Here is a 22,336-nt window from a genome sequence, read left to right as displayed (position 1 = left end):
AGATACGATACGGTTCGTAGCGTATTGAAAGGAGTGAGTGACATGACCAGTTCCACCACCCGGACCCGTACCCGCGCCGCAGAGCGCGCCGGCCGCCACTCACGTGGCCACGCCAGCCACTACCCCCATGACTACCTGCACAACGACCGCAGCTACGCCGAGACCCAGTCAGACATCGGTGGTGGCCTGCTCATCGGCGCGATCACGGTGATCGCCCTGATGACCATGATCGTGCTCGGCCTCGTCTGAGCAGTCCCACCCCACACTGCCTCGCGCCCGTCGTCCAACCTGTGGACGGCGGGCGCGACCGTCGTCACGTTGCGGCGCCATCGCGGCGGTCCAGCCAATAGGTTTGGCGACGTCACGAGGCGTGACGCGACGTTCCAGGCCTTCCAGCGACGGGAGCAGCAGTGCGGATCGGTGTCCCAGCAGAGTCCAAGCCGGGGGAGACTCGGGTCGCCGCGACGCCCAAGACCGTCGGTCAGCTGATCGCCCTCGGGTACGACGTGGTCGTGGAGCGGGGTGCCGGAGCACGATCCTCCTTCTCCGACGAGGCGTATGCCGCGGCGGGCGCCTCGGTGGTCCAAGCGGCCGACGCGTGGGCGAGCGACGTGGTCCTGAAGGTGAACGCGCCGAGTGACGACGAGATCGGTCGCCTGCGTCCCGGTTCCCTGCTGGCCTGCTTGGTGTCGCCCGCGCTGAACCCCGACCTCGTCGAGCGGCTCACCGCCGCGGGGGTCACGGCGCTCGCGATGGACGCCGTGCCACGCATCTCCCGTGCGCAGTCGCTCGACGTGCTCTCCTCGATGGCGAACATCGGCGGCTACCGCGCGGTGATCGAGGCGGCGCACGAGTTCGGGAGCCTGTTCACCGGCCAGGTCACCGCAGCGGGCAAGGTCCCCCCGGCCAAGGTGCTGGTCGTCGGTGCCGGCGTGGCAGGTCTCGCCGCCATCGGCACGGCGAGCAGCCTGGGCGCCATCGTCCGGGCCTTCGACGCGCGGTCCGAGGTCGGCGAGCAGGTCGAGTCGATGGGCGCCGAGTTCCTGAGCATCGCGGTCGACGACGAAGGCCCTTCGGCCACCGGCTACGCCAAGGAGATGGGCGAGGACTTCAACCGCAAGGCCGCCGAGCTCTATGCCGAGCAGGTCAAGGACGTCGACATCGTCATCACCACGGCCCTCATCCCCGGCAGGCCGGCGCCGCGCCTCATCACCGAGGAGATGGTGGCCTCGATGAAGCCGGGCTCGGTCGTCGTCGACATGGCGGCTTCCAACGGCGGCAACGTCGCCGGCACCGTGGCCGACCAGATCGTCACGACCGCGAACGGCGTCCGGCTGATTGGCTACACGGACCTGCCCGGCCGCCTCCCCACCCAGGCCAGCCAGCTGTTCGGCACCAACCTCGTCAACCTGCTCAAGCTGCTCACCCCCGGCAAGGACGGGCGCGTCGTCCTCGACCTCGACGACGTGGTCCAGCGTGGCATGACGGTATGCCGTGACGGCCAGACCATGTGGCCGCCTCCGCCGGTGCAGGTGAGCGCTGCGCCGGTCGCTGTCGCCAAGGCGGAACCCGAGCCCAAGGCGCCGAAGGCGCCACCGGACCCGCGCCGCAAGTACGTCCTCATGGCCCTGGCCGCAGTCCTGTTCGGGATCATCGCGGTGAACTCGCCCGCCGTCTTCCTCGGCCACTTCACCGTGTTCGCTCTGGCCGTCATCGTGGGCTTCTACGTCATCTCCAACGTCGCGCACGCGCTGCACACCCCGCTCATGGCCGAGACCAACGCGATCAGCGGCATCATCCTCGTCGGTGGGGTCCTGCAGCTCGGAAGCTCCAACGCGCTGATCCAGGTCCTCGCGTTCCTCGCCACCCTGGTGGCCAGCATCAACATCTTCGGAGGGTTCGCCGTGACCGGTCGGATGCTCCAGATGTTCCGGAAGGACTGAGGCGCGATGACCACCAACCTCGTCCAAGCGGCATACATCGTCTCGGCCGTGCTCTTCGTCCTCTCACTGGCAGGGCTGTCGAAGCACGAGAAAGCCAAGGAGGGCAACGCTTTCGGCGTGGCCGGCATGGTGCTTGCCCTCGGCGCCACGATCTGGCTGTCGGTCGACCGCGCCGAGCACCCGGTCGTCACGGTCGCCCTGATCGCCGCCGCCATGGCGGTCGGTGCAGGCATCGGGTTGTGGCGAGCCAGGGTCGTGGAGATGACCCAGATGCCCGAGCTGGTCGCGATGCTGCACAGCTTCGTCGGGCTCGCGGCCGTCCTGGTCGGCTACAGCTCGTACCTCGAGTCGCGCGACGCCGGCACCGACGACAGCCTGCACCTGGTCGAGGTGTTCATCGGGGTCTTCATCGGCGCGGTGACGTTCACCGGGTCGATCGTCGCGTTCCTCAAGCTGAGCGCGCGGATCAAGTCCTCGCCGTTGATGCTGCCCGCACGCCACTGGCTCAACCTCGCGGCCCTCGTGGTGTCGGCAGTGCTGCTCGTGTGGTTCGTCCAGTCGCACTCGGTGCTGCCGCTGGTCATCATGACCGTGGTCGCGCTGGCCTTCGGCTGGCACCTGGTCGCCTCGATCGGTGGCGGCGACATGCCCGTGGTCGTGTCGATGCTCAACAGCTACAGCGGATGGGCCGCGGCGGCGGCGGGCTTCATGCTGGGCAACGACCTGCTGATCGTGACCGGTGCGCTCGTCGGCTCCTCGGGCGCGATCCTGTCCTACATCATGTGCAAGGCCATGAACCGGTCGTTCTTCTCGGTCATCGCAGGGGGGTTCGGCCAGGAGGTGTCCGTCGGGGACGACAAGGACTACGGCGAGCACCGCGAGACGATCGCGGCCGACGTGGCGGAGCTGCTGCGCGACGCCTCCACCGTGGTCATCACCCCGGGCTACGGGATGGCGGTCGCCCAGGCGCAGTATCCGGTCGCCGAGCTGACGTCGCAGCTGCGCAAGAAGGGCGTGAACGTCCGGTTCGGCATCCATCCGGTCGCGGGACGGCTGCCCGGCCACATGAACGTCCTGCTCGCCGAGGCCAAGGTCCCGTACGACATCGTGCTCGAGATGGACGAGATCAACGGCGACTTCTCCGACACCGACGTGGTGCTGGTCATCGGGGCCAACGACACCGTCAACCCTTCAGCCGCGGAGGACCCGGGCAGCCCGATCGCGGGGATGCCGGTCCTGGAGGTGTGGAAGGCCCGCAACGTCGTCGTCTTCAAGCGCTCCATGGCCACCGGGTATGCAGGGGTGCAGAACCCACTGTTCTTCAAGGACAACAGCCAGATGCTCTTCGGCGACGCCAAGGAACGGGTCGAGGACATCATCAAGGCCCTCTGACGCACCGCGAGGACGCGCCCGAGGCGGGTCGGCCTCAGACCACCGGTGGCGGGTGGCCGGGGTCGGCGACCACGTCGAAGACGTTGCCCTCGGGGTCGGCCATCGTCTGCCACCAGATCCCCAGGGTCTGGACGAGGTCGGTCACCGGGGGTCCGAGCGCACGGCCGCCCAGCGACTCGAGCCGGTGGACCAGGGCGGGGACGCCGAGATCCAGTGGGGGGTGGACGTCGACGTGCATGCGGTTGTTGCCAGTGCGGTTCTTGTCACTGCGGGGCTCGTCCACCTGCTGGAGCAGGAACGTCGGGGCCGCGTCGGACCCCTCAGGGCTGCGCAGCACCTCGAACCCCGGTACCGACCCGGCATGCTCGTACCCGAGGGCAGCCATCCAGAACGCCACCAGTCCTGGTGCGTCGACACAGTCCAGCACGATGGCCAGCTTCATGCGGCGAGTATGCCGCCCGGCCTCGTGTCGTGCCTCGTGACGTCCTGGTGGACCCAGGGGCGGACAGGCGAAACGGCGGGCGGCGGGTGCGGGGTGGCGGGTGCCGCCCGCCGCTTCTGGTGACCGACCATTCCCCCATGGTTAGTCATCCATGAAGACGTCCGAGGCCCGGAATCGTGACGCGGACCACGAGCATGGAGGAGCGGCGGGCGGATTTGCGGGTGCCACCTGCCGCTCCAGACCGGCATCGCCTCGATTGTCGGTCACCCATGGAGACGTCCGGGGCCCCGAATCGTGACGCGCGGTCTCAGGTGCTCGTCAGGCTGGGGACCTCGCCTTCCCTGGCCTTGACCGACAGGCGGCTGTTGCGCACGCCGTAGGTGAAGTAGATGAGGAAGCCCAGCGCCATCCAGACGAGGAAACGAAGCCAGGTCTCCACCGAGAGGTTGAGCATCAGGTAGACGCTGATCAGGGCGGCCACGACGGGCAGGACCGGCGAGAACGGCACCGTGAACGCCCGCTTCAGGTCCGGCCGGCGCCGCCGAAGGACGGGGACGGCGAGCGACACCAGGGCGAACGCGGAGAGCGTCCCGATGTTGACCATCTCCTCCAGCTTGCCGATGGGCGTCAGGCTCGCGATGAGGGCGATGGCCAGACCGATCATCACCGTCAGCCGCACGGGGGTGCCGGTCCGGTGGTTCGTGCGACCCAGGGAGGGTGGCAGCAACCAGTCGCGTGACATCGCGAAGGTGACCCGGGTGGCTCCGATGATCAGCGTCATGACGACAGTCATCAGGCCGGCCACCGCTCCTGCCGCGATCAACGTGGCGAACCCTGGCTTGCCCACCGACTCGAAAGCCGAGGCCAGTGCCGCCTTGGGGTCGATCTTCGTGTACTTGACCATGCCCGTGATGACCAGGGTCGTCGCCACGTACAGGACGGTGCAGATCACCAGGGAGGCGATGATGCCGATGGGCAGGTCGCGCTGGGGGTTCCGGGCCTCCTCCGCGGTGGTTGCCACGACGTCGAAGCCGATGTAGGCGAAGAACACGATCGAGGCGCCGGCGACGATGCCCGCGATGCCGAACGTCGAGGGCGTGACACCGAAGAGGACCTGGATGAGCGGGGCGTGGATGCCCGCCGAGGACTTCCCGGCCACAGAGGCAGGGATGAACGGCGAGTAGTTGGCCGACTTGATGAAGCCGATCCCGGCGACGATCACGAACAGGACGATGAAGAGCTTGACCCCCACGAGCACGAGATTGACGCGCAGCGACTCCCTGATGCCGATCGAGATCAGGGCCGTCAGGACGATGACGAGGAGGAAGGCCAGGAGGTCGAAGTGCGACCCCGGGGCCACGCCCGTCGGCACGGTGAAGCCGAGCTTGTCGAGGAGCAGGGTTGCGTACTGCGACCAGCCCTGGGCCACGACGCTGGCACCGAGCATGAGCTCCAGCAGCAGGTCCCAGCCGATGACCCAGGCGACGAGCTCACCGAGCGAGGCGTAGGAGAACGTGTAGGCCGAACCGGAGACCGGCACCGTGGACGCGAACTCGGCGTAGCAGAGCGCGGCGAGGCCGCAGCAGATGGCGGCGATGACGAAGGAGATCGCGATGGACGGCCCGGCGTAGTTGGCGGCGGCCCGCCCGGTCAGGGTGAAGATGCCTGCGCCGATGATGACGCCGATCCCGAAGTCGGTGAGGTCGAGGGCGGTCAACCGCTTCTTGAGCTGGTAGTCCGGCTCGTCGGTCTCCTGGATCGACTGCTAGCAGTGGTTCGCCGCCTCGGCGGCCCGGTCCGGGACACGCTAGCGTCGCCCTCGCGACCTCGCCCGCCGGAGCCCTTCAGTCCTCGGGCCAGTCCCGTCGCGGCCGGATCGGGATCGGACCGGTGTCGGCGGACCGGTCGCGGGCCGACAGGTCCGGGCTGCGATAGAGCGAGTCCGAGGGATCATCCGAGGCCAGCCGAGGGAGCCGCGGGGAGTGGCGGGCGTCGTCCCAGCCGGCATACGGATCGGGTAGGCCGTCCGGGGTGCCGTCCCAGCCGCCGGGCCAGTGGTCGTCCGGGTCCACCGGGGGACGCCGGTGGTCGCCCACGGCGAAGATCTCCGAGCAGATGGCTCGGTAGTGCTCGTCGGGGGACGGGACCCAGTTGACCTTGTGCAGCGCCTGGTCCTGGCCGGCCGACTCCATGACGAACCGGCCGTAGCCGAGGATCCGCCCTGGCACGGACCGCTCGTAGGACATGTCGGTGACCTTCATCAACGGCATCATCGACACCTTCCGGGTGATGAAGCCGTAGAAGAGGAGCAGCCGCTTGTCGGTGGCCACGAACCAGTCGTGCCGCCACTGCGCCAGCCGGTAGGCCATCCGGGCGACGACCGCGAACCACGCCCACCAGGTGGCCGTGGCGAGGAACCCCAGGGCGGGGTAGACGTGCGCGTCCACCCAGACGGCGACGAGGCCGGCGAGGACTGCCGAGCCGACGGGCTCGGCGACCTTGACCCAGTGCTGGTGGACCGCCGTGACGAGGCGCTCGCCGTCCAACAGGTAGCGGTCGAGCTCCTCGTGGCGCCGATCGGGCGCAGCCATCAGGCCTGGCCTGCTATCTGCCCAGCAGTGCGTCGAAGAAGTGGCCCAAGTTCTTGACGCCGTCTCCCAGGATCGACCCGGACGTCTTGACGATCTCGGCTGCCTGCGCCGGGGAGGTGAAGATCGCGTACGCGGCGAACGCGACGAGGACCCACAGCAGGATCTTCTTCACGCGCTGCATGTCAGACTCCTTGATCGGTCGTCGTGGGCACACCGACGGGCACACCTCATGTCCAGTTTGCCCGAAATGCCGCGTAAGGACGGAAGGCGCGCCGTCCACGGGTGCGGGCGCACGGCATACCGAGTCATGCCAAGGCGGCGCGGCGTGCCGGCGCGGCGCAGGGGTCAGACGACGCCGTAGAGCCGGTCGCCTGCGTCCCCGAGGCCAGGCACGATGTAGCCCTTGTCGTTGAGTCGCTCGTCCATCGCGCCCGTCACGATCGTGATCGGGATGGTGAGGTCGGCGAGTGCCTCCTCGACGTGCTTGACGCCCTCGGGCGCGGCCAGCAGCGTCACGGCCGTGATGTCGTCGGCGCCGCGGTCGGCGAGGTAGCGGATGGCGTCGACCAGGGTGCCGCCGGTGGCGAGCATGGGGTCGACGACGTAGCACTGGCGACCCTTGAGGTCGTCGGGCAGGCGGTTGGCGTAGGTGATCGCCTCGAGCGTCTCCTCGTTGCGCTGCATGCCCAGGAAGCCGACCTCGGCGCTCGGCAGCAGGCGCACCATCCCCTCGAGCATCCCGAGTCCGGCGCGCAGGATCGGCACGATGAGCGGCTTCGGGTTCGACAGCTTGATGCCCGTGGTCGGCGCCACCGGGGTCTCGATCTCGAACGGCTCCACGCGCACGTCGCGGGTCGCCTCATAGGCCAGCAACGTCACGAGCTCCTCGGCCAGCCGCCGGAAGGTCGGGCTGTCCGTGCGCTTGTCGCGCAGGTAGGTCAGCTTGTGCGTGATGAGCGGGTGGTCGGCAACGTGGACGCGCATAGGCGAAACTTAGCGCGTGACTTCCAGCGGTGGACCAGCAGTCGACCCCCGGTATGCCGCGTGGATGGGGCACGCGCTCGACCTCGCTGCCGCTGCGGCCCGCGACGGCGACGTGCCGGTGGGCGCCATCGTCGTCTCACCGGCCGGAGAGGTCCTCGGCGAGGGGCGCAACCTGCGCGAGGTCGAGGGCGACCCGACGGCCCACGCCGAGGTGGTCGCCCTGCGCGCCGCGGCGCGCGCGCTGGGGCAGTGGCGGCTGGAGGACTGCACCCTAGTCGTCACGCTGGAGCCCTGCCCCATGTGTGCGGGGGCGCTGATGCTGTCGCGGATCTCGCGCCTGGTGCTCGGCGCCTGGGATCCCAAGCTCGGAGCGACGGGCTCGGTCTGGGATCTGGTCCGGGACCGCCGCGCGACACACCGGGTCGAGGTCATCGGTGGCGTGCGTGAGGCAGAGTGCTCTCAGGTCCTTCTGGCATTCTTCGAGCAGCACAGAGCGACCGGGGCAATGCCGGCGCACCACAGTGAGCATCACAGTGAGCAGGGAGCTGGCGCGTGAGCGGAATCATCAATGGCCTGGTGAACCAGGTCCTCGGGGCACCTCCGTGGCTGGTCTACCTCATCGTCGGGGCGGTGGTGTTCGCCGAGGACGCCCTGTTCGTGGGGTTCGTGCTCCCGGGCGAGACGCTGGCGATCGTCGGCGGGGTCACCGCCAGCGTGGGCCACACCTCCCTCGCCGGGGTCCTGGTGGTCGTGATCGTCGCGGCGGTGGTCGGTGACTCGGTGGGCTTCGAGATCGGGCGCATGTTCGGGCCACGGATCCTCGGCATGAAGATGCTGAAGCGGCGACGTCAGAAGCTCGAGTCGGCCCAGGACTTCCTGCGACGTCGGGGAGGTTCGGCGGTGTTCCTCGGCCGCTGGACGGCGTTCTTCCGGGCCGTCATGCCGGCGCTCGCAGGACTCTCCGGCATGAAGTACCGGGTGTTCCTGCCGTGGAACGCGGCGGGCGGGATCGCCTGGGGTGCCACGGCGGTCACGGCCGGCTACCTCGCGGGCGAGTCCTACCACCGGGTCGAGAAGTGGCTGGGACGTGGCGCGGCAGCCATCGTGGGGCTCGTCGTGGTGGTGGCCCTGGTGGTGTGGGCGATCCGCCGACACCGGGCACAGCCCGCCGAGTGACCGACGAGCTCGTGCGTCTGGGCCTCGTCGCCCTCCGGCGGATCAGGGTGGACACCGCCGATTTCTTGACGGGTCACCTGCTCTAGTAACCTGCTCCGCGGTGGCGTGTCCGAGCGGCCTAAGGAGCACGCCTCGAAAGCGTGTGTGGGGGAAACTCCACCGTGGGTTCAAATCCCACCGCCACCGCCACGTGAGAAGGACCCGACACGCTTTTCGTCGGGTCCTTCTCACGTAGCGGGCGATGTGTATGGGGGATTTGGGAGGAGCGAGGTACGAGCGACGGCTCCCACCGCCACCGCCACGCGGGACTTACGAAACTGGTAGGTCACCTGTGACGAAACCCCGGCTGGACTTCATGTCCGCCCGGGGTCCCCCATTACCCGGCACACCGCCGGTGAGGGACGCGTGTCATGGGCTTGCCGTGTGCTGTTGCGGGGATGCGTGTGTCTGGTGGTGGGGCAATGCATGCGGCAGCGAATCCGCGAGACAGTTACAGCGAATCCGCGACCCTTGTTAAGCGAATCCGCGAGACGAACTCAGCGAATCCGCGACGAGTGTCATATTTATGCAGTTCACGGGCTTAGAGTGATGGGTATGGATAATTCGAGCTTAAGCCGCGGCCTGAGGCCGCGGTTCGCGCGTGCCTTGGTTGAAGAGACATTGTCCGACACCCCGATCACCGTCATCCAGGGCGCGCGTCAGGTCGGGAAGAGCACGCTGGCGCGCGTTGTCGCGGGTCCGCAGGCCCGGGTCGTGAGCCTAGACGCAGCAGCCAACTACAACGCGGCACGCACGGACCCGGACGCGTTCGTCCGTCAGAGCGACGACCTTCTGGTGATCGACGAGATCCAGCGTGTGCCAGAGCTCATCAGGGCCATGAAGGACGCCGTCGAGCAGACCCGTCGTCCAGGGCGGTTCCTCATCACCGGTTCGGCGAACCTGCTGGAGATCCCCGGCACGGAGGAAAGCCTGGCGGGTCGGGCGGAGACCGTGGTGCTGTACGGCCTGAGTCAGGGCGAGCTGTCCGGGCAACGTGAGGACTTCATCGACCGGCTGCTGAGCGGGGATGGCAAGGCGCTCGGGGTCCGCACCGGGACGCTCAGGCGCCAGGACTACCTCGAGATCCTCTGCGCCGGGAGCTACCCGGAACCACTGACCCGGCAGGGTCGACGTCGTAACGCCTGGTTCGACAACTACATCGGCCGCATCATGACCCGTGACGTCCAGGACCTCAGCAGACTCACCCACCTCGACCGGCTACCAGACCTCGTGCGGCTGCTCGCTGCCAACACCTCCGGCGAGCTCGTCAAGGCGAGGTTCGCCCAGGACTCGGGGATACCCGAATCCAGCCTGCCGCCTTACCTGGAACTGCTGGAGACCCTGTACCTCATCCATCAGCTGCCAGCCTGGGGGGAAGACCTGAACAAACGCGTCACAGGCCGACCCAAGGTCTCCCTGCTCGACACCGGGCTTGCGGCACGGCTGAACCACGTCACGCCCGCAGCGATGGCGCCGGGCTCGGTCAGCGACGCAGCCGGCGGTCTGCTGGAGTCGTTCGTCGCAGCGGAACTTCGACGACAGCTGGTCTGGGCCGAGACCTCGGCACGCCTGTTCCACTTCCGTGACCGCAACGGGCTCGAGGTCGACATTGTCCTCGAAAGCGACGACCGCCGGGTCGCAGGTGTCGAGATGAAGGCAGCCGGCTCTGTCTCCGGCGGGGACTTCAAGGGTCTGCGCTTCCTGCGGGACAAGCTCAAGGACCGTTTCTCCCTCGGCGTTGTCCTGCATACCGGGACCGAAGCGGTCCCGTTCGGTGACCGGCTCTGGGCACTGCCCTACTCAGCGTTGTGGACCTGACGGCTCACCGGGGTACAAGGGTGGGCGGTAGGCGCTACCAGGGGGCCGCTTCGGTGCCCGCTGACTGCGTCAGCCCACCTGTGCGCCGGCTCCCGCAGGGCTGGCCGGTCGTGGGGGAGACCCACTAGTCCATCAGTGCTGTGTTGTGTGCGCTCATCTCGGCGACGAAGCGGTCGATCTCTCGACGTGTCCGCAGACGATAGAAGGTCACGTGGCTCCATTGAGGGTCAATCATCGCCTGGGTGTAGCGCTCCTGGGTGCGTGGGTACGTCGTCCAGGCCCACCAGAGGATCGAATCCTCGCCGCGCCAGAACATCAGGCCGCGCCAACCCTCGCGGTTGCCGCTCCACAGCTCCTGCCGTGTGGACGCTCGATGCAATGTCCGGGTCACGGACTGCCACATGGTGCGCCATCGCGGTGGGCTGACCCACACGACGGTGTCGGCCGCGGTCCACACCTGGGCACCGATCTTGCTCCAGTAGTTGCCGTCCACCACCCACTCCCCGCCGGCGGTCGCGGCGCTCACGCGCTCGGACAGTTGGGCGCTCGTGGGAGCGCTCCAGTTCTGCCCCCAGTGCAACGCGTCCAGCTCGACATGAGGCAGCCCAAGCGCCGCAGCAAGCCGTTGGGCGACAGTCGTCTTGCCAGATCCTGAACTGCCGACCACCGAGATGCGCTTCATGGTTCGACGACCCTAGGTGACAGCGCGCGCAACTGCGTCGATCCGTGAGACCCGCTTGGCGCGATAGTCAAGTGAGCCGCCGTCGGGGTCCGATTCGCGGGAGTCAGCGCAGGACCTTGGCCAGCACGAGCAGGCCGAGTGCGTTGACCACCACGACCAGCACGGCGGCGGTGCCGGGGCCGTGCTCGTATGCCACTCCGATCAATGCTCCAGCGAGCAGCAACCCGAGTCCGCGCACCAGGGCCAGCCACCCGAACGCCGCCGCCCTGGAGCCTGGTCCGACAAGCTGGGTCACGACCGCCTTGACGACTGAGTCGAGGACGCCGTTGACCAGCCCCCAGACGCCGACACCAACCCACACCAAGACCGCCGACCCGCCGAACGAGATGGCTGCGACCCCCGCAGCAACCGGGACCACGAGGAGCACGCCGGGTCCGGCCCGGTCGTAGGTGGGTCCGGCGACCAGCCCGGTGATCCCGTCGACCGCCATCGCGACCGCGAACAGCACGGGAACCTGCGGCGCGGTCAACAGCCCACTGCCCTGCGCGTGCAGCGCCAGCAGTGGGAAGGGGGCCACGCCCACCGACAGCACGCCGACCGCGGCCACGTACTGCCACAACAGGTTCGGTAGGCGGCGTCGCGTCTGCGCGCTGGTGGTGGCCACCGACGGGTCGGACTCGGGGACGGTCGTGGTCGCGTCCCGGTCATCGAGGGGCTCAGCGGCGACTTCTTCGTACGAACCAGCGGCGGCGACTTCTTCGTACGAACTCGGATCCGGGACGCGGGACCGCAACCAGGCGAGCAACGCCAGGACAACCAGACCCGGGACCGCCAGTACCCCGAACGCGAGCCGGTAGTTCCCCCCGCTCGTGGCAAGAACCGCCGCCAGCAGTAGCGGCCCCGCCATCGCCCCGAACTGGTCCATCGCCTGGTGGACCCCGAAAGCGGTGCCGCGTCCGGTCCGGGTCGACGCATGCGACAGCAGCGTGTCTTTCGCCGGCGACCTGACCGCCTTGCCAAGCCGCTCAGTCCCGTACAGAAGCAGGGCTGGGACCAGGGCATGGGAAGCGCCGATCAGGGGGACGCTGAGCGCAGTCAGCGCATACCCGGTGATGGTCCATGCCCAGTAGTGCCGGCTCCGGGACACGAGGTACCCGGACGCCACCCTCAGCCCATACCCGATGAAGTCACCTGCTCCAGCGACCACCCCGACCACAGCGGCCGAAGCGCCCAGGGTCGCCAGGTAGGGACCGATGATGCTGCGTGCGCCCTCGTAGACCATGTCGGTGAACAAGCTCACCAACCCGAACACGACAACGAATCGCCACGCGGTGAGCCGCGCGGACGCGGGGCGGGCTGGCCCCTCGATGGTCACGGGCCAATCCAAGCACTGGTCATGGGCGGCTGCGCCGCGCGCCGACCGGGGTGGGGGTTACAGGTATCCGGCCCAGCCTGTGCCGATGACTCCGCGGTAGATGAAGCTGGCGTGGCCGTTGCCGCTGTAGAAGCGCAGGTAGCCGTGGGAGTCCACGGCGAGCAGGTCGGGGCGGCCGTCGTTGTTCCAGTCGGTCGCGAGCATGGTGCGTGCGCCGGCGAACCCCGACGCGACCTGGTACCCGCTGCGGGCGAAGCCGCCGCGCCCGTTGCCGGGGTACAGCCACAGGGTGCCGTCGGGTCGTAGTCCGAGGATGTCGGCATGGTGGTCGCCGTTCTGGTCTCCGGCGCCGAGGACCTGCCGGTAGCTGCCCCATCCGCCGCCCAGGCGCACGCCGGTGGCGAGGGTGTCCTGGTTGGTGTGCCGGTAGGAGTACAGGTCGCCGTTGTCCGTGATGCCCATGACGTCAGGCTCCCCGTCGCCGGACCAGTCTCCGGGGGAGAACGCCGTGGCGATCCCTGTCCAGCCGGTCGCGATCGCGGACGTGAAGTCCAGGTCTGTGCGACCCATGGTGGTGTGGGCGTGCTCCCGGAAGGTGCCGTCGTAGTTCACGGACCAGAACAGGTTCTCGCCGCTGTAGGGGACCGGGGTGGCGTGGGGTATGAGGATCCGCTCGTCCTGGAGCCCTCGCCCGATGACCGTTGGTCCTCCCGTGAACCCTCCGCGACAGTTCCCCCGGTAGAGGTAGGCCACCCCTGTGGGGCTTAAGGTGACCAGGTCGGTGCACGTGTCCGCGTCCCATCGGCCGGCGGAGATGATGCGTTGGCCGTGGATGCGAGGCACCACCGTCGCGGTCACTGCGCGACCGAGCCCGATGGTGCTGTTCGCCTGGACGGACACGGTGTACGGCTTCATGGTGGTCAGCCCGGTGATGGTGACCGATCGTGCGGACGGGGCCGCCGTGATGGTCCTGCCCAGCTGGGGCACCGTGACCACGAAGCCAGTGGTCTTGGTGTCCCAGGCGTAGGGCGGGAGCCAGCGAACCGTGACGGCCCCTTCGCCGGGGACGATGGTGGCCGAGTGCATGATCGGCGGGTCCGTGACGGTGGTGGTGAGCGCGCCAAGGTTGAGGCTGTGGTTGTCGACGGCGACGCCGTTGACCGTCTGGGTCCCGTTGGCGTAGTAGTGCCGCTCGACCCCTGCCCGGTCCTGCACCCACACGTCCGTCACGGTGAATGGGCCGTAGTCCGGCGTGGGCGTGGGTGTCACGGTGCCGGTGACGGTGCCGTTGAGGGGCAGGTCGGATCCCTGCAGGAGGAACTGGCGGCCGGAGGAGCTGGTCAGGCGCACGCCCAGGTAGCCGACGACACCGCTCGCGTCGGTGGCGGTGAACGGGATGGACAGGGTGCCGTTCATTGCGGCGAGCTTGGGTGCCGGGCCGATGGCGGTGATGACGGGCGGCTCGTAGTCGGCGCTCGACCCTGACAGGCTGAACGTCGCACCGGAGAAGTCGACGGTGTGGTTGAAGGCGCCGCCCGGGGTGTACGTGCCCGTCCCGGTCGCGTTGTACACAGCGGACTGGTTGTACCGGTCCGTCAGGGCAACCGTCTGGACGTGCCACGCCCCGTTCGCCCAGGAGTTGTCGATGGGGGCGGTCCAGTTGCCGCTGGCGGGTGCGTCCGGGGCGGTGAGCCGGATGACGCGGGTGCTGTTCGCCAACTGGTTGTACAAGGCCACCGACGTCCTCGACAGGAGGCTGGCGTCGGTGGCGTCGTAGTGGACGGTCAAGGTGTCCCCGACCGTCAGGGCGGCAGGACCGGCCACCCTCACCGCGGTGAGCACCGGCGGCTGCACGTCCTCCGTGAAGCCGGCCAACGTCACCGCTGCGGCCGCGAAGGACACCGAGGCCGTCGTCGGCCCGGACGCCCCACCCGCGTACGACACGGAGCCGTTGGCGGCCCACGTCGACGTCCGGCCCGCCGTGTCGGTGAGTGCCACCATCGCCACACCGACCGTCCCGTTGTGGGCGCCCTGCGGAAAGGACACGGGAATGGTTCCATCCAGCGGCGGCGTCGCAGCAGGGTCGGAGGTGAACGGGAACGCCGGCGAGTTCTGGTACCTGACGCTCACCCGGGCAAGCGGGTCAGCCGAGGTGGCCGTGTAGTGAAGCTGCCCGACCTGGTCCGGGCCGAGCGACGCGGGGTCGACGCTCACCGACGTCAGCACCGGACCCATCGGGTCGGCCGCCGCGGCGACACTTGCGCCAGCAGCGACCGGGAAGACCGCCAGCGCGCCCACGGCGAGCGCCGCAACGCGGCGACCCCAGGCCGCCGCGCCGCGGGCACCGGTGCGCGCGGGACCCCTGTTGACCGACATGAGCAACCCCCGAACTCACGCCGGACCACCTCCGGCTGTGCAGAGTTTCGGCCAACCAGGACAAATGGTCAATGACAGGTGTCATGGAGACGGCGGGCTCGCGACGACGACCTCTTCCCAGTCGTGACCGGCAAGCAGCTGGTGAAAGGTCGCCTCGTCGTGCTCGGATACCTCACTATCCTTCGTACTCGGTAGTACGACGAGTACGAAAGAGCTTCACGCAGAAGCCCGTCCTAGGGAGGTCATGTCGATGTTGCCCGTTGTTCCTCCGGCCATGCTGGGGCAGCCACCGTGCCTCAGCCTCGTCCAGCAGGAAGCCCTGTGATCCGGCTGGGCTGGCTTGGCACCTCGTGGTCCTCCAAACGCCAGCTGGGGGCCCGCGTGGCCTTGGGGACGGTCGCGGTTGCCATTGCGGCGGTGCCGTTCACCCTGCTGCTCCTGTTCGTCGAGTCGCACTTTGCGCCGTTGCTGAGGGCCGACAACGGCGCCCGGGACGGCCTGCACAGCTACGCCCTGACCCACCCGTTCTTCGTCACGCTCATGCGGATCGCCAGCAACTCCGGGTCGGCCCTGGCCTGGCAGGTGGTCACCGTCGTCCTCGCCGCGGCTCTGCTCTGGCGCAGGCAGATCCGCCTGGCCCTGTTCGTCATCATCACGAACCTGGGCTCCTCCCTGATCAACGGCTTCGTCAAGACCGCCACCAACCGCGCACGCCCGGTCGTGGCCCACCCCCTGCTGCACGAGCCCGGCAAGAGCTTCCCCAGCGGCCACGCCCAAGCGGCCATCGTCGGCTACGGCGTCCTCCTTCTCGTCGTGCTGCCGTACCTGCACGGCGCCTGGCGCCGGGTCGTGGTCGCCGTCGCGGTGTTCATGGTGCTCGCCATCGGGTTCTCGCGCGTCGCCCTCGCAGCCCACTACATCTCCGACGTCCTGGCCGCCTACCTTCTCGGGCTGGCCTGGGTCGCGGTCATGGCGTCGGTCTTCCACGTATGGCGGCGCGCCAAGGCGTCCGCCCCACCAGAAGGCGCGACCGTCCCTGACCCGGAGCGCCGGTCCGATCCCTCCACCGAACCAGGAAGTCTCACCTCGTGAACCAGCTCCGCCACCTCGATGACCAGCTCCTGCTGTCCATCAACTCCTTCGCCCGCCACACTCCGGCCCTGCACGGCCCCCTGCTCGCGTACGCCAAGTACGGCGTGGTCCTGTTCGGACTGCTGCTGCTGCTCGCTCTGGTGGCGGCCCGGCACCGGTCGTCGCGCGCGCTGGCCGCCACCGGATGGGCGGCGCTGGCGATGCTGCTGGGTCTGGCCCTGAACCAGCCGCTGGGGCACGTCTTCGCTGAACGGCGTCCGTACGCCACCCACCCCGGGATCCTTCGCCTGGCCGACGTGACCACCGACTTCTCCTTCCCCTCCGACCACGCTGTGATGGCTGGCGCCGTCGCCGCGGGGCTCCTGCTGGCGCACCGCCGCCTCGGCGCCGTCGCGGTCGCCGCGGCGCTGTTGATGGCGTTCGCGCGGGTGTACATCGCCGCGCACTACCCCTGGGACGTCCTGGGCGGTCTCGCCTTCGGAGCGCTCGTCGCGGTCGTCGGGTGGCTCGTCCTGCGCGTGCCGCTGACCGCCCTGACCGCCTGGGTGCGCCGCCTGCCAGGCGTGCGGACGGTGTTCGGGGAGCCAGTCGTCGAGCCGGTCTCCGGGTCGTAGGTGAGGCGGCGGGGGCAGTCCGCTGCTGGGCAAAACCGTGCTCGTCGTGGAACGGTGGGGGCGTGATCCCGGAGTCCGACGAGCCAGCCGCCCCCACCCCGGTGTTCTTCGTCGCTGGCGGCACGGGGATCTCGGCCGAGACGCTCGGCAACATGATGCTGCAGCAGTTCCCCTCGGTCTCCTTCACGCGGCGCAAGATCCCGTTCGTCACGACCGTGCAGCAGGCCCAGGCGGTCGTCGCCGAGCTCGACGCAGCCGTGACGGACTCGGTGGTGCCCCTGGTGTTCTCCACCGTCTCGGACGAGGACATCCGCGCCGAGCTCCAGAAGACGCAGTGCGCCTTCATCGACCTGTTCGGCTCCCACCTCGACACCGTGGAGCGGGTGCTGCACGTCAACGCCACCCACGGGGTCGGGGCCCTGCACGGCGTCGGTGACAAGGGACGCTACGACGCCCGGATGAAGGCGATCGAGTTCGCCATGGAGCACGACGACGGGGCGAGCCTGCGCAACCTCGAGCAGGCGGACCTGATCCTCGTGGCGCCGTCGCGGTGCGGCAAGACCCCGACCTCGATGTACCTCGCCCTCCAGCACGGACTCAAGGTGGCGAACTACCCCCTGGTCGACGAGGACTTCGCCGCCGGCGGCCTCCCCCGTCCCATCCAGGGCCTGGTCGACCGCTGCTACGGGCTGCTCTCCACCCCGGCGCGACTCAGCCAGGTGAGGGGGGAGCGCCGGCCGGGATCGACGTATGCCAGTCTCGCCCAGTGCAGCTTCGAGCTGCGCCGGGCCGAGGCGCTCTATCGTGCGCATCGCATCCCCGCGATCAACTCCGCTTCGATGTCGGTCGAGGAGATGGCCGCGGTCATCATGCAGACCAGCCGCCTCGACAACCTCGGTTGAGGCAACAATCTCGAACAGCAACGCCCGTGCGGCCCGCGCCGCTTGTCGAAAGGATCGCCGTGAGCGGCAACATCTCCTGGTTCAAAGACCTCGGGTTGGCCGACGTCGAGACGGTGGGTGGGAAGAACGCCTCGCTCGGTGAGATGGTCCAGCACCTGTCGAAGGCGGGCGTGCGGGTCCCCGACGGCTTCGCGACGACGGCGGATGCGTACCGGCGTTTCCTTGCGCACGAGGGTCTGGCGGACCGGATCAGCGCGACCCTGGCGGACCTGGACGTGGAGGACACCCGGGCGCTGGCCGAGGCCGGCGCCCAGATCCGCGACCTCGTCGAGAGCCAGCCGTTCCCGCAGGACCTCGAGGCCGACATCCGCGCGGCATACGAGCAGCTCGTGGCGGGCGCCCCCGGGGAGGTGACGTGGGCGGTGCGCTCGAGCGCGACGGCCGAGGACATGCCCGACGCGTCGTTCGCGGGGCAGCAGGAGACCTTCCTCAACGTGGCCGGGATCGACAACATCCTGCTCGCGATCAAGAAGGTGTTCGCCTCGCTCTACAACGACCGGGCGATCGCCTACCGCGTGCACTCCAGCTATGACCACGACGTCGTGGCCCTGTCGGCGGGCGTGCAGCGGATGGTGCGTTCTGACATCGGGTCCTCGGGGGTGATGTTCACCATCGACACCGAGTCGGGGTTCCCGGACGCGGTGTTCGTCACGAGCAGCTACGGCCTCGGCGAGGCGGTCGTGCAGGGCGCGGTCAACCCCGACGAGTTCTACGTCTACAAGCCGGCTCTGCGGGCGGGGCGACCGGCGATCCTCAAGCGTGGGGTGGGCAGCAAGGCCACCAAGATGGTCTACACGCAGGACTCGGCCGTGGGTCGCTCGATCGACTTCGTGCCCGTGGACGAGGCGGAGCGGGGCCGGCTGAGCCTGACCGACGACGAGGTCACCGAGCTCGCCCAGCACGCCCTGAAGATCGAGGAGCACTACGGCCGCCCGATGGACATCGAGTGGGGCAAGGACGGCGTCGACGGCCGGCTCTACATCCTGCAGGCGCGCCCGGAGACGGTGAAGTCGCGCCAGTCCGGCTCGACGCTGCAGCGGTTCCGGATGGACGAGCGCGGCCCGGTCATCGCCGAAGGGCGCGCGATCGGCCAGAAGATCGGCGCCGGTGCGGTGCGAGTGCTGACCTCGGCCGAGTCGATGCACGAGTTCCAGCCCGGCGAGGTCCTGGTCGCCGACATGACCGACCCCGACTGGGAGCCGGTGATGAAGCGTGCGAGCGCGATCGTCACCAACCGCGGCGGACGCACCTGCCACGCGGCGATCATCGCCCGCGAGCTCGGGATCCCCGCGGTCGTCGGCAGCGGTTCGGCGACGACCACGCTGTCCGACGGCCAGGAGGTGACGGTGTCGGCCGCCGAGGGCGACACCGGCTTCGTCTACGAGGGCCTGCGCGCGTTCTCGGTCACCGAGACCGCGCTGGACGACATGCCCGACGTGCCGGTCAAGATCATGATGAACGTCGGCACGCCGGACCAGGCGTTCGAGTTCTCGCGCTTGCCGCACAAGGGAATTGGGCTGGCGCGCCTGGAGTTCATCATCAACCGCCAGATCGGCATCCACCCCAGGGCCCTGCTCGAGCTCGAGGACCAGGAGCCCGGGCTCCGCACCGAGATCGAGGCCCTCATCGCGGCCTACGACGGCCCGCGCGACTTCTTCGTCAAGCGCGTCGCCGAGGGTGTCTCGATGCTCGCGGCGGCGTTCGCGCCCGAGCCGGTGATCGTGCGGATGAGCGACTTCAAGTCCAACGAGTATGCCGGGATGCTGGGTGGGCAGCGCTACGAGCCGCACGAGGAGAACCCGATGATCGGGTACCGCGGCGCGGCCCGATACCTGTCCCCGGAGTTCGCCGAGTGCTTCGCGATGGAGTGCGAGGCCCTGCGGCTGGTGCGCGACGAGATGGGCCTGACCAACGTCAAGGTGATGATCCCGTTCGTGCGCACGCTCACTGAGGCGCAGGGAGTCATCGACCTGTTGGGGCAGAACGGACTTCGACGCGGCGAGAACGACCTCCAGGTCGTGATGATGTGCGAGGTCCCGTCGAACGCCGTGAACGCCGACGCGTTCCTCGACCACTTCGACGGGTTCTCCATCGGGTCCAACGACCTCACCCAGCTGACCCTGGGCCTGGACCGCGACTCGGCGCTGGTGGCAGGCGGGTTCGACGAACGCGACCCCGCGGTGAAGAAGATGCTCACCATGGCGATCGAGGCCTGCCGGGCGCGCGGCAAGTACGTCGGGATCTGCGGCCAGGGCCCGTCAGACCACCCCGACCTCGCGGACTGGCTGATGGACCAGGGCATCGAGTCGATGTCCCTCAACCCCGACACCGTCGTCGAGACCTGGCTCCGGCTCGCCCGGCGTGGGGCACCGGCCCAGGCCTGACCTGCCGATTCGGGAATGAACGCGCCTCCCGATAGGGTTGCAACCACTGCGTGCGCACCGTCGTGCACCCAAGGTCGTCTGCTCCGCGCCCCAACTCATGGTTGGCGCCGTCAGCTCACAGGATTCGTGAGTGGTCCAGCATCTTCGGCCACTCCCTACTGCTGATGAGAGTCCTCTGTGTCCCCCCACGCTGTGTCCCCCAACAACGCCCCCGCCCGGGTCGCCTTCGCCGACCTCGGCATCCACCCGCGCGTCGTCGCAGCCCTGCGTGAGCGCGGAATCGACGCGCCGTTCCCGATCCAGGCCGCGACCCTGCCCGACTCGCTCGCGGGCCGTGACGTCCTGGGCCGCGGCCGCACGGGCAGCGGCAAGACGGTGGCGTTCTCGCTGCCCACGATCGCGACCCTCGCCGCGTCAGGGCGACGTCGCGCGCCGCACACCCCCCGCGCGCTCGTCCTCGTCCCGACCCGTGAGCTGGCCATCCAGGTCGCCGAGACGATGACCCCGCTGGCCGCTGCGCTGGAGCTGCGCACCATGACCATCTTCGGTGGCGTGGGGCAGAACCCGCAGGTGGCCGCACTGCGTCGCGGGGTCGACATCGTCATCGCGACCCCGGGCCGCCTCGAGGACCTCATCGGCCAGGGCCACGTGCGCCTGGGTGACGTCGAGGTCACGGTGCTCGACGAGGCGGACCACATGGCCGACCTGGGCTTCCTGCCGGCCGTGAAGCGGCTGCTCGACGCCACCCCGCGCGACGGCCAGCGACTGCTCTTCTCGGCGACGCTCGACAACGCGATCGACCAGCTGGTCAAGCGCTACCTGCACAACCCGGTGACGCACAGCGTCGACAGCGCGGCCTCCCCGGTGCCGGCGATGACCCACCACCTGTTCAACGTCTCGCGCGACAACAAACCGGCCGTCGTGCGTGAGCTCGTGGCAGGACAGGGTCGCACGCTCGCCTTCACCCGCACCAAGCACGCTGCCAAGAAGCTGGCCAAGCAGCTCACCGCCTCGGGCATCCCCGCCGTCGACCTGCACGGCAACCTGTCCCAGAGCGCGCGACAGCGCAACCTGGCGGCCTTCAGCGACGGCTCCAGCCGGGTGCTCGTGGCCACCGACATCGCGGCTCGCGGCATCCACGTGGACGGCGTCAGCCTGGTCGTGCACGTCGACCCCCCGGCCGAGCACAAGGCCTACCTGCACCGTTCCGGGCGCACGGCCCGGGCCGGCGCCGAGGGCGTCGTCGTCACCGTCAGCACGCCCGAGGAGCGCGGTGACACCCGCACCCTCATGCGTCAGGCCGGCATCAAGCCCACCGCCGTCGACGTCGCCCCCGGCCACCCAGCCATCGGCGACCTGACCGGACCCGCGGCGGACCTCGTCACGCCGGCTCCGGTGGTCGAGAAGCCCGCCAACGGCAACGGATCGCGCGGTCGGGGCGGCTCTGGCGCACCCCGTCAGCAGGGGGGCGCCGGGCGCTCCTCCGCAGGCGGTGGCCGCGGTCGCAGTGGCTCGTCGCAGTCCTCGCGCTCGCAGTCCTCGCGCTCCGAGTCCTCGTCGCGCCAGCAGGACTCGCGCGGCCAGGGCGGCGGCCAGGGCGGCCGATCCTCCGGTTCCCAGCAGCGCAGCTCGTCGGCCCGCCGTGGGTCGAGCCAGGGCACCTCGCGTTCGGGCGGCGGCATCGCTGCGTTCTCCGCGGGGCGCGGATCCCGCGGACCACGCTGACCGACGGCTGAGCTCGGAGCGGTCTGCGCTAGGACCGCCGAGCCACGACTGCTGAGCCACGACTGCTGAGCCACGACCCCTGAGCTCGCAGGGCTGAGGTCGGACCGCAGACGACCCCGCCGTTTGGCGGAGCGACCCGCCCCGCGTCGGTGGGACCATGGCGCCATGGCGTCGCACGACGTCCGAGCCGCAGGTGTGCTGGCTCGGGGTGGTTTCAGCGCCGCGCTGCTCGGCGGCGCCGGGGTCAGCGTCGCCCTGGGTGCCTACGCCAAGGTGCACACGCCGAGCGCGCGCCCGCTGCTCACCTTGGGCTTCTCGGGCATGCTCCAGATGAAGGTCTGGCTGGGTGCCCTCGCCGTCGCCCTGCTCGTCGCGCAGCTGCTCACCGCGCTGTGGATGTGGGGTCGGCTACCGGGAGCTGGAGCGGCGCCGGACTGGGTCGCCCCCCTGCACCGGTGGAGCGGCAGCATCGCCTTCGTGGCCACCCTCCCGGTCGCCTTCCACTGCCTGTGGGCGTTGGGCTTCGGGGTCTCCAGCCCGCGGGTGCTGCTGCACGGTGTCGCCGGCTGCGTCTTCTACGGGGCGTATGCCGCGAAGATGCTCGGCCTGCGGCTCCAGACAGCCCCGGGCTGGGCACTCCCCGTGCTCGGCGGGACGGTGCTCGGCTCGCTCGTGCTGACCTGGCTGAGCGCCGCTCTCTGGTTCTTCACCCGGTCGGGCCTGCCCCTGTTCTGAGAGGAG

20 protein-coding genes and 1 tRNA gene are annotated in these 22,336 nt (G+C 69.3%); 13 read left to right on the top strand and 8 right to left on the bottom strand.

Features of this window, described 5'->3' with window-relative positions; translation table 11 throughout:
• Window positions 1-42: 42 nt before the first annotated feature.
• The 3 genes from BJ986_RS05985 to pntB all read left to right on the top strand — a co-directional run bounded on the left by BJ986_RS05985 (window position 43) and on the right by pntB (window position 3,335).
• Window positions 43-249 carry a hypothetical protein gene (locus BJ986_RS05985; protein WP_179421158.1) on the top strand — a complete coding sequence of 69 codons (207 nt, stop codon included), beginning with the start codon at window positions 43-45 and terminating at the stop codon, window positions 247-249.
• A 161-nt stretch (window positions 250-410) separates the two neighbouring features.
• Window positions 411-1,943, top strand: coding sequence for a Re/Si-specific NAD(P)(+) transhydrogenase subunit alpha (locus BJ986_RS05980; RefSeq protein WP_179421157.1), 1,533 nt, complete (start codon window positions 411-413; stop codon window positions 1,941-1,943).
• A gap of 6 nt (window positions 1,944-1,949) precedes the next feature.
• Window positions 1,950-3,335 (top strand): Re/Si-specific NAD(P)(+) transhydrogenase subunit beta, encoded by a 1,386-nt coding sequence (gene pntB / locus BJ986_RS05975; RefSeq protein ID WP_179421156.1) that lies wholly within the window; start codon window positions 1,950-1,952, stop codon window positions 3,333-3,335.
• 34 nt (window positions 3,336-3,369) lie between these two features.
• Here the strand turns inward: pntB and BJ986_RS05970 are convergent, their stop codons facing one another.
• The 5 genes from BJ986_RS05970 to upp form a co-directional block, all read right to left on the bottom strand.
• Window positions 3,370-3,777, bottom strand: coding sequence for a VOC family protein (locus BJ986_RS05970; protein WP_179421155.1), 408 nt, complete (start codon window positions 3,775-3,777; stop codon window positions 3,370-3,372).
• A gap of 307 nt (window positions 3,778-4,084) precedes the next feature.
• A complete protein-coding gene (locus tag BJ986_RS05965) occupies window positions 4,085-5,494 on the bottom strand; it encodes an amino acid permease (protein ID WP_202881190.1) in 1,410 nt (469 codons plus the stop codon).
• A 127-nt stretch (window positions 5,495-5,621) separates the two neighbouring features.
• On the bottom strand, window positions 5,622-6,368 hold the full coding sequence (locus BJ986_RS05960) for a PH domain-containing protein (RefSeq protein ID WP_179421154.1): 747 nt from the start codon (window positions 6,366-6,368) through the stop codon (window positions 5,622-5,624).
• 13 nt (window positions 6,369-6,381) lie between these two features.
• Window positions 6,382-6,549 carry a hypothetical protein gene (locus tag BJ986_RS05955; RefSeq protein WP_179421153.1) on the bottom strand — a complete coding sequence of 56 codons (168 nt, stop codon included), beginning with the start codon at window positions 6,547-6,549 and terminating at the stop codon, window positions 6,382-6,384.
• A 164-nt stretch (window positions 6,550-6,713) separates the two neighbouring features.
• The gene (gene upp / locus BJ986_RS05950) at window positions 6,714-7,352 is read right to left on the bottom strand and encodes a uracil phosphoribosyltransferase (RefSeq protein ID WP_179421152.1); all 639 of its coding nucleotides are present in this window, start codon (window positions 7,350-7,352) and stop codon (window positions 6,714-6,716) included.
• 64 nt (window positions 7,353-7,416) lie between these two features.
• Here upp and tadA point away from each other — a divergent pair, with 64 nt between their 5' ends.
• From tadA to BJ986_RS05930, 4 genes are all read left to right on the top strand, one after another.
• A complete protein-coding gene (gene tadA, locus BJ986_RS05945; RefSeq protein ID WP_179423543.1) occupies window positions 7,417-7,908 on the top strand; it encodes a tRNA adenosine(34) deaminase TadA in 492 nt (163 codons plus the stop codon).
• Entirely contained in the window at window positions 7,905-8,528 is a 624-nt protein-coding gene (locus BJ986_RS05940) for a VTT domain-containing protein (RefSeq protein ID WP_179421151.1), read from the top strand. The genes tadA and BJ986_RS05940 overlap by 4 nt, the downstream gene beginning before the upstream one ends.
• Before the next feature lie 99 nt (window positions 8,529-8,627).
• Window positions 8,628-8,717: transfer RNA gene (locus BJ986_RS05935), tRNA-Ser, on the top strand.
• Between the two features lie 276 nt (window positions 8,718-8,993).
• Window positions 8,994-10,385, top strand: a complete 1,392-nt coding sequence (locus tag BJ986_RS05930; protein WP_202881189.1) for an ATP-binding protein — start codon at window positions 8,994-8,996, stop codon at window positions 10,383-10,385.
• A 124-nt stretch (window positions 10,386-10,509) separates the two neighbouring features.
• Here BJ986_RS05930 and BJ986_RS05925 read toward each other — a convergent pair whose 3' ends face one another.
• From BJ986_RS05925 to BJ986_RS05915, 3 genes are all read right to left on the bottom strand, one after another.
• Window positions 10,510-11,067 carry a P-loop NTPase family protein gene (locus tag BJ986_RS05925; RefSeq protein ID WP_179421150.1) on the bottom strand — a complete coding sequence of 186 codons (558 nt, stop codon included), beginning with the start codon at window positions 11,065-11,067 and terminating at the stop codon, window positions 10,510-10,512.
• A gap of 103 nt (window positions 11,068-11,170) precedes the next feature.
• Window positions 11,171-12,442, bottom strand: coding sequence for an MFS transporter (locus tag BJ986_RS05920; RefSeq protein WP_202881188.1), 1,272 nt, complete (start codon window positions 12,440-12,442; stop codon window positions 11,171-11,173).
• A 57-nt stretch (window positions 12,443-12,499) separates the two neighbouring features.
• A complete protein-coding gene (locus tag BJ986_RS05915; protein WP_179421149.1) occupies window positions 12,500-14,818 on the bottom strand; it encodes an FG-GAP-like repeat-containing protein in 2,319 nt (772 codons plus the stop codon).
• A 417-nt stretch (window positions 14,819-15,235) separates the two neighbouring features.
• On the opposite strand from BJ986_RS05915, the gene BJ986_RS05910 reads away from it, so the two are divergent.
• From BJ986_RS05910 to BJ986_RS05885, 6 genes are all read left to right on the top strand, one after another.
• Entirely contained in the window at window positions 15,236-15,910 is a 675-nt protein-coding gene (locus BJ986_RS05910) for a phosphatase PAP2 family protein (RefSeq protein WP_179421148.1), read from the top strand.
• A complete protein-coding gene (locus tag BJ986_RS05905) occupies window positions 15,907-16,524 on the top strand; it encodes a phosphatase PAP2 family protein (protein ID WP_179421147.1) in 618 nt (205 codons plus the stop codon). Before BJ986_RS05910 ends, BJ986_RS05905 begins: the two co-directional genes overlap by 4 nt.
• 62 nt (window positions 16,525-16,586) lie before the next feature.
• Window positions 16,587-17,426 carry a pyruvate, water dikinase regulatory protein gene (locus BJ986_RS05900; protein ID WP_337794899.1) on the top strand — a complete coding sequence of 280 codons (840 nt, stop codon included), beginning with the start codon at window positions 16,587-16,589 and terminating at the stop codon, window positions 17,424-17,426.
• Window positions 17,427-17,485: 59 nt separating this feature from the next.
• Window positions 17,486-19,870: a phosphoenolpyruvate synthase gene (gene ppsA / locus BJ986_RS05895; RefSeq protein ID WP_179421146.1), complete on the top strand. Its 2,385-nt coding sequence runs from the start codon at window positions 17,486-17,488 to the stop codon at window positions 19,868-19,870.
• A gap of 177 nt (window positions 19,871-20,047) precedes the next feature.
• Window positions 20,048-21,595: a DEAD/DEAH box helicase gene (locus BJ986_RS05890; protein ID WP_337794897.1), complete on the top strand. Its 1,548-nt coding sequence runs from the start codon at window positions 20,048-20,050 to the stop codon at window positions 21,593-21,595.
• A 165-nt stretch (window positions 21,596-21,760) separates the two neighbouring features.
• Window positions 21,761-22,330 (top strand): DUF6529 family protein, encoded by a 570-nt coding sequence (locus BJ986_RS05885; protein ID WP_179421145.1) that lies wholly within the window; start codon window positions 21,761-21,763, stop codon window positions 22,328-22,330.
• The last annotated feature ends 6 nt before the right edge of the window (window positions 22,331-22,336 follow it).

The organism is Pedococcus badiiscoriae (genome assembly GCF_013408925.1).
Lineage (GTDB): Bacteria > Actinomycetota > Actinomycetes > Actinomycetales > Dermatophilaceae > Pedococcus > Pedococcus badiiscoriae.
The sequence above is the reverse complement of the archived record's forward strand: the minus strand, read 5'-3'. Positions and strand labels throughout refer to the sequence as shown.

Coding starts and splice junctions, on each gene's coding strand:
- BJ986_RS05985 (WP_179421158.1), top strand. CDS start 43: ATGACCAGTTCCACCACCCGGACCCGTACCCGCGCCGCAGAGCGCGCC.
- pntB (WP_179421156.1), top strand. CDS start 1,950: ATGACCACCAACCTCGTCCAAGCGGCATACATCGTCTCGGCCGTGCTC.
- BJ986_RS05970 (WP_179421155.1), bottom strand. CDS start 3,777: ATGAAGCTGGCCATCGTGCTGGACTGTGTCGACGCACCAGGACTGGTG.
- BJ986_RS05960 (WP_179421154.1), bottom strand. CDS start 6,368: ATGGCTGCGCCCGATCGGCGCCACGAGGAGCTCGACCGCTACCTGTTG.
- BJ986_RS05955 (WP_179421153.1), bottom strand. CDS start 6,549: ATGCAGCGCGTGAAGAAGATCCTGCTGTGGGTCCTCGTCGCGTTCGCC.
- upp (WP_179421152.1), bottom strand. CDS start 7,352: ATGCGCGTCCACGTTGCCGACCACCCGCTCATCACGCACAAGCTGACC.
- tadA (WP_179423543.1), top strand. CDS start 7,417: ATGGGGCACGCGCTCGACCTCGCTGCCGCTGCGGCCCGCGACGGCGAC.
- BJ986_RS05930 (WP_202881189.1), top strand. CDS start 8,994: ATGCGGCAGCGAATCCGCGAGACAGTTACAGCGAATCCGCGACCCTTG.
- BJ986_RS05925 (WP_179421150.1), bottom strand. CDS start 11,067: ATGAAGCGCATCTCGGTGGTCGGCAGTTCAGGATCTGGCAAGACGACT.
- BJ986_RS05915 (WP_179421149.1), bottom strand. CDS start 14,818: ATGTCGGTCAACAGGGGTCCCGCGCGCACCGGTGCCCGCGGCGCGGCG.
- BJ986_RS05885 (WP_179421145.1), top strand. CDS start 21,761: ATGGCGTCGCACGACGTCCGAGCCGCAGGTGTGCTGGCTCGGGGTGGT.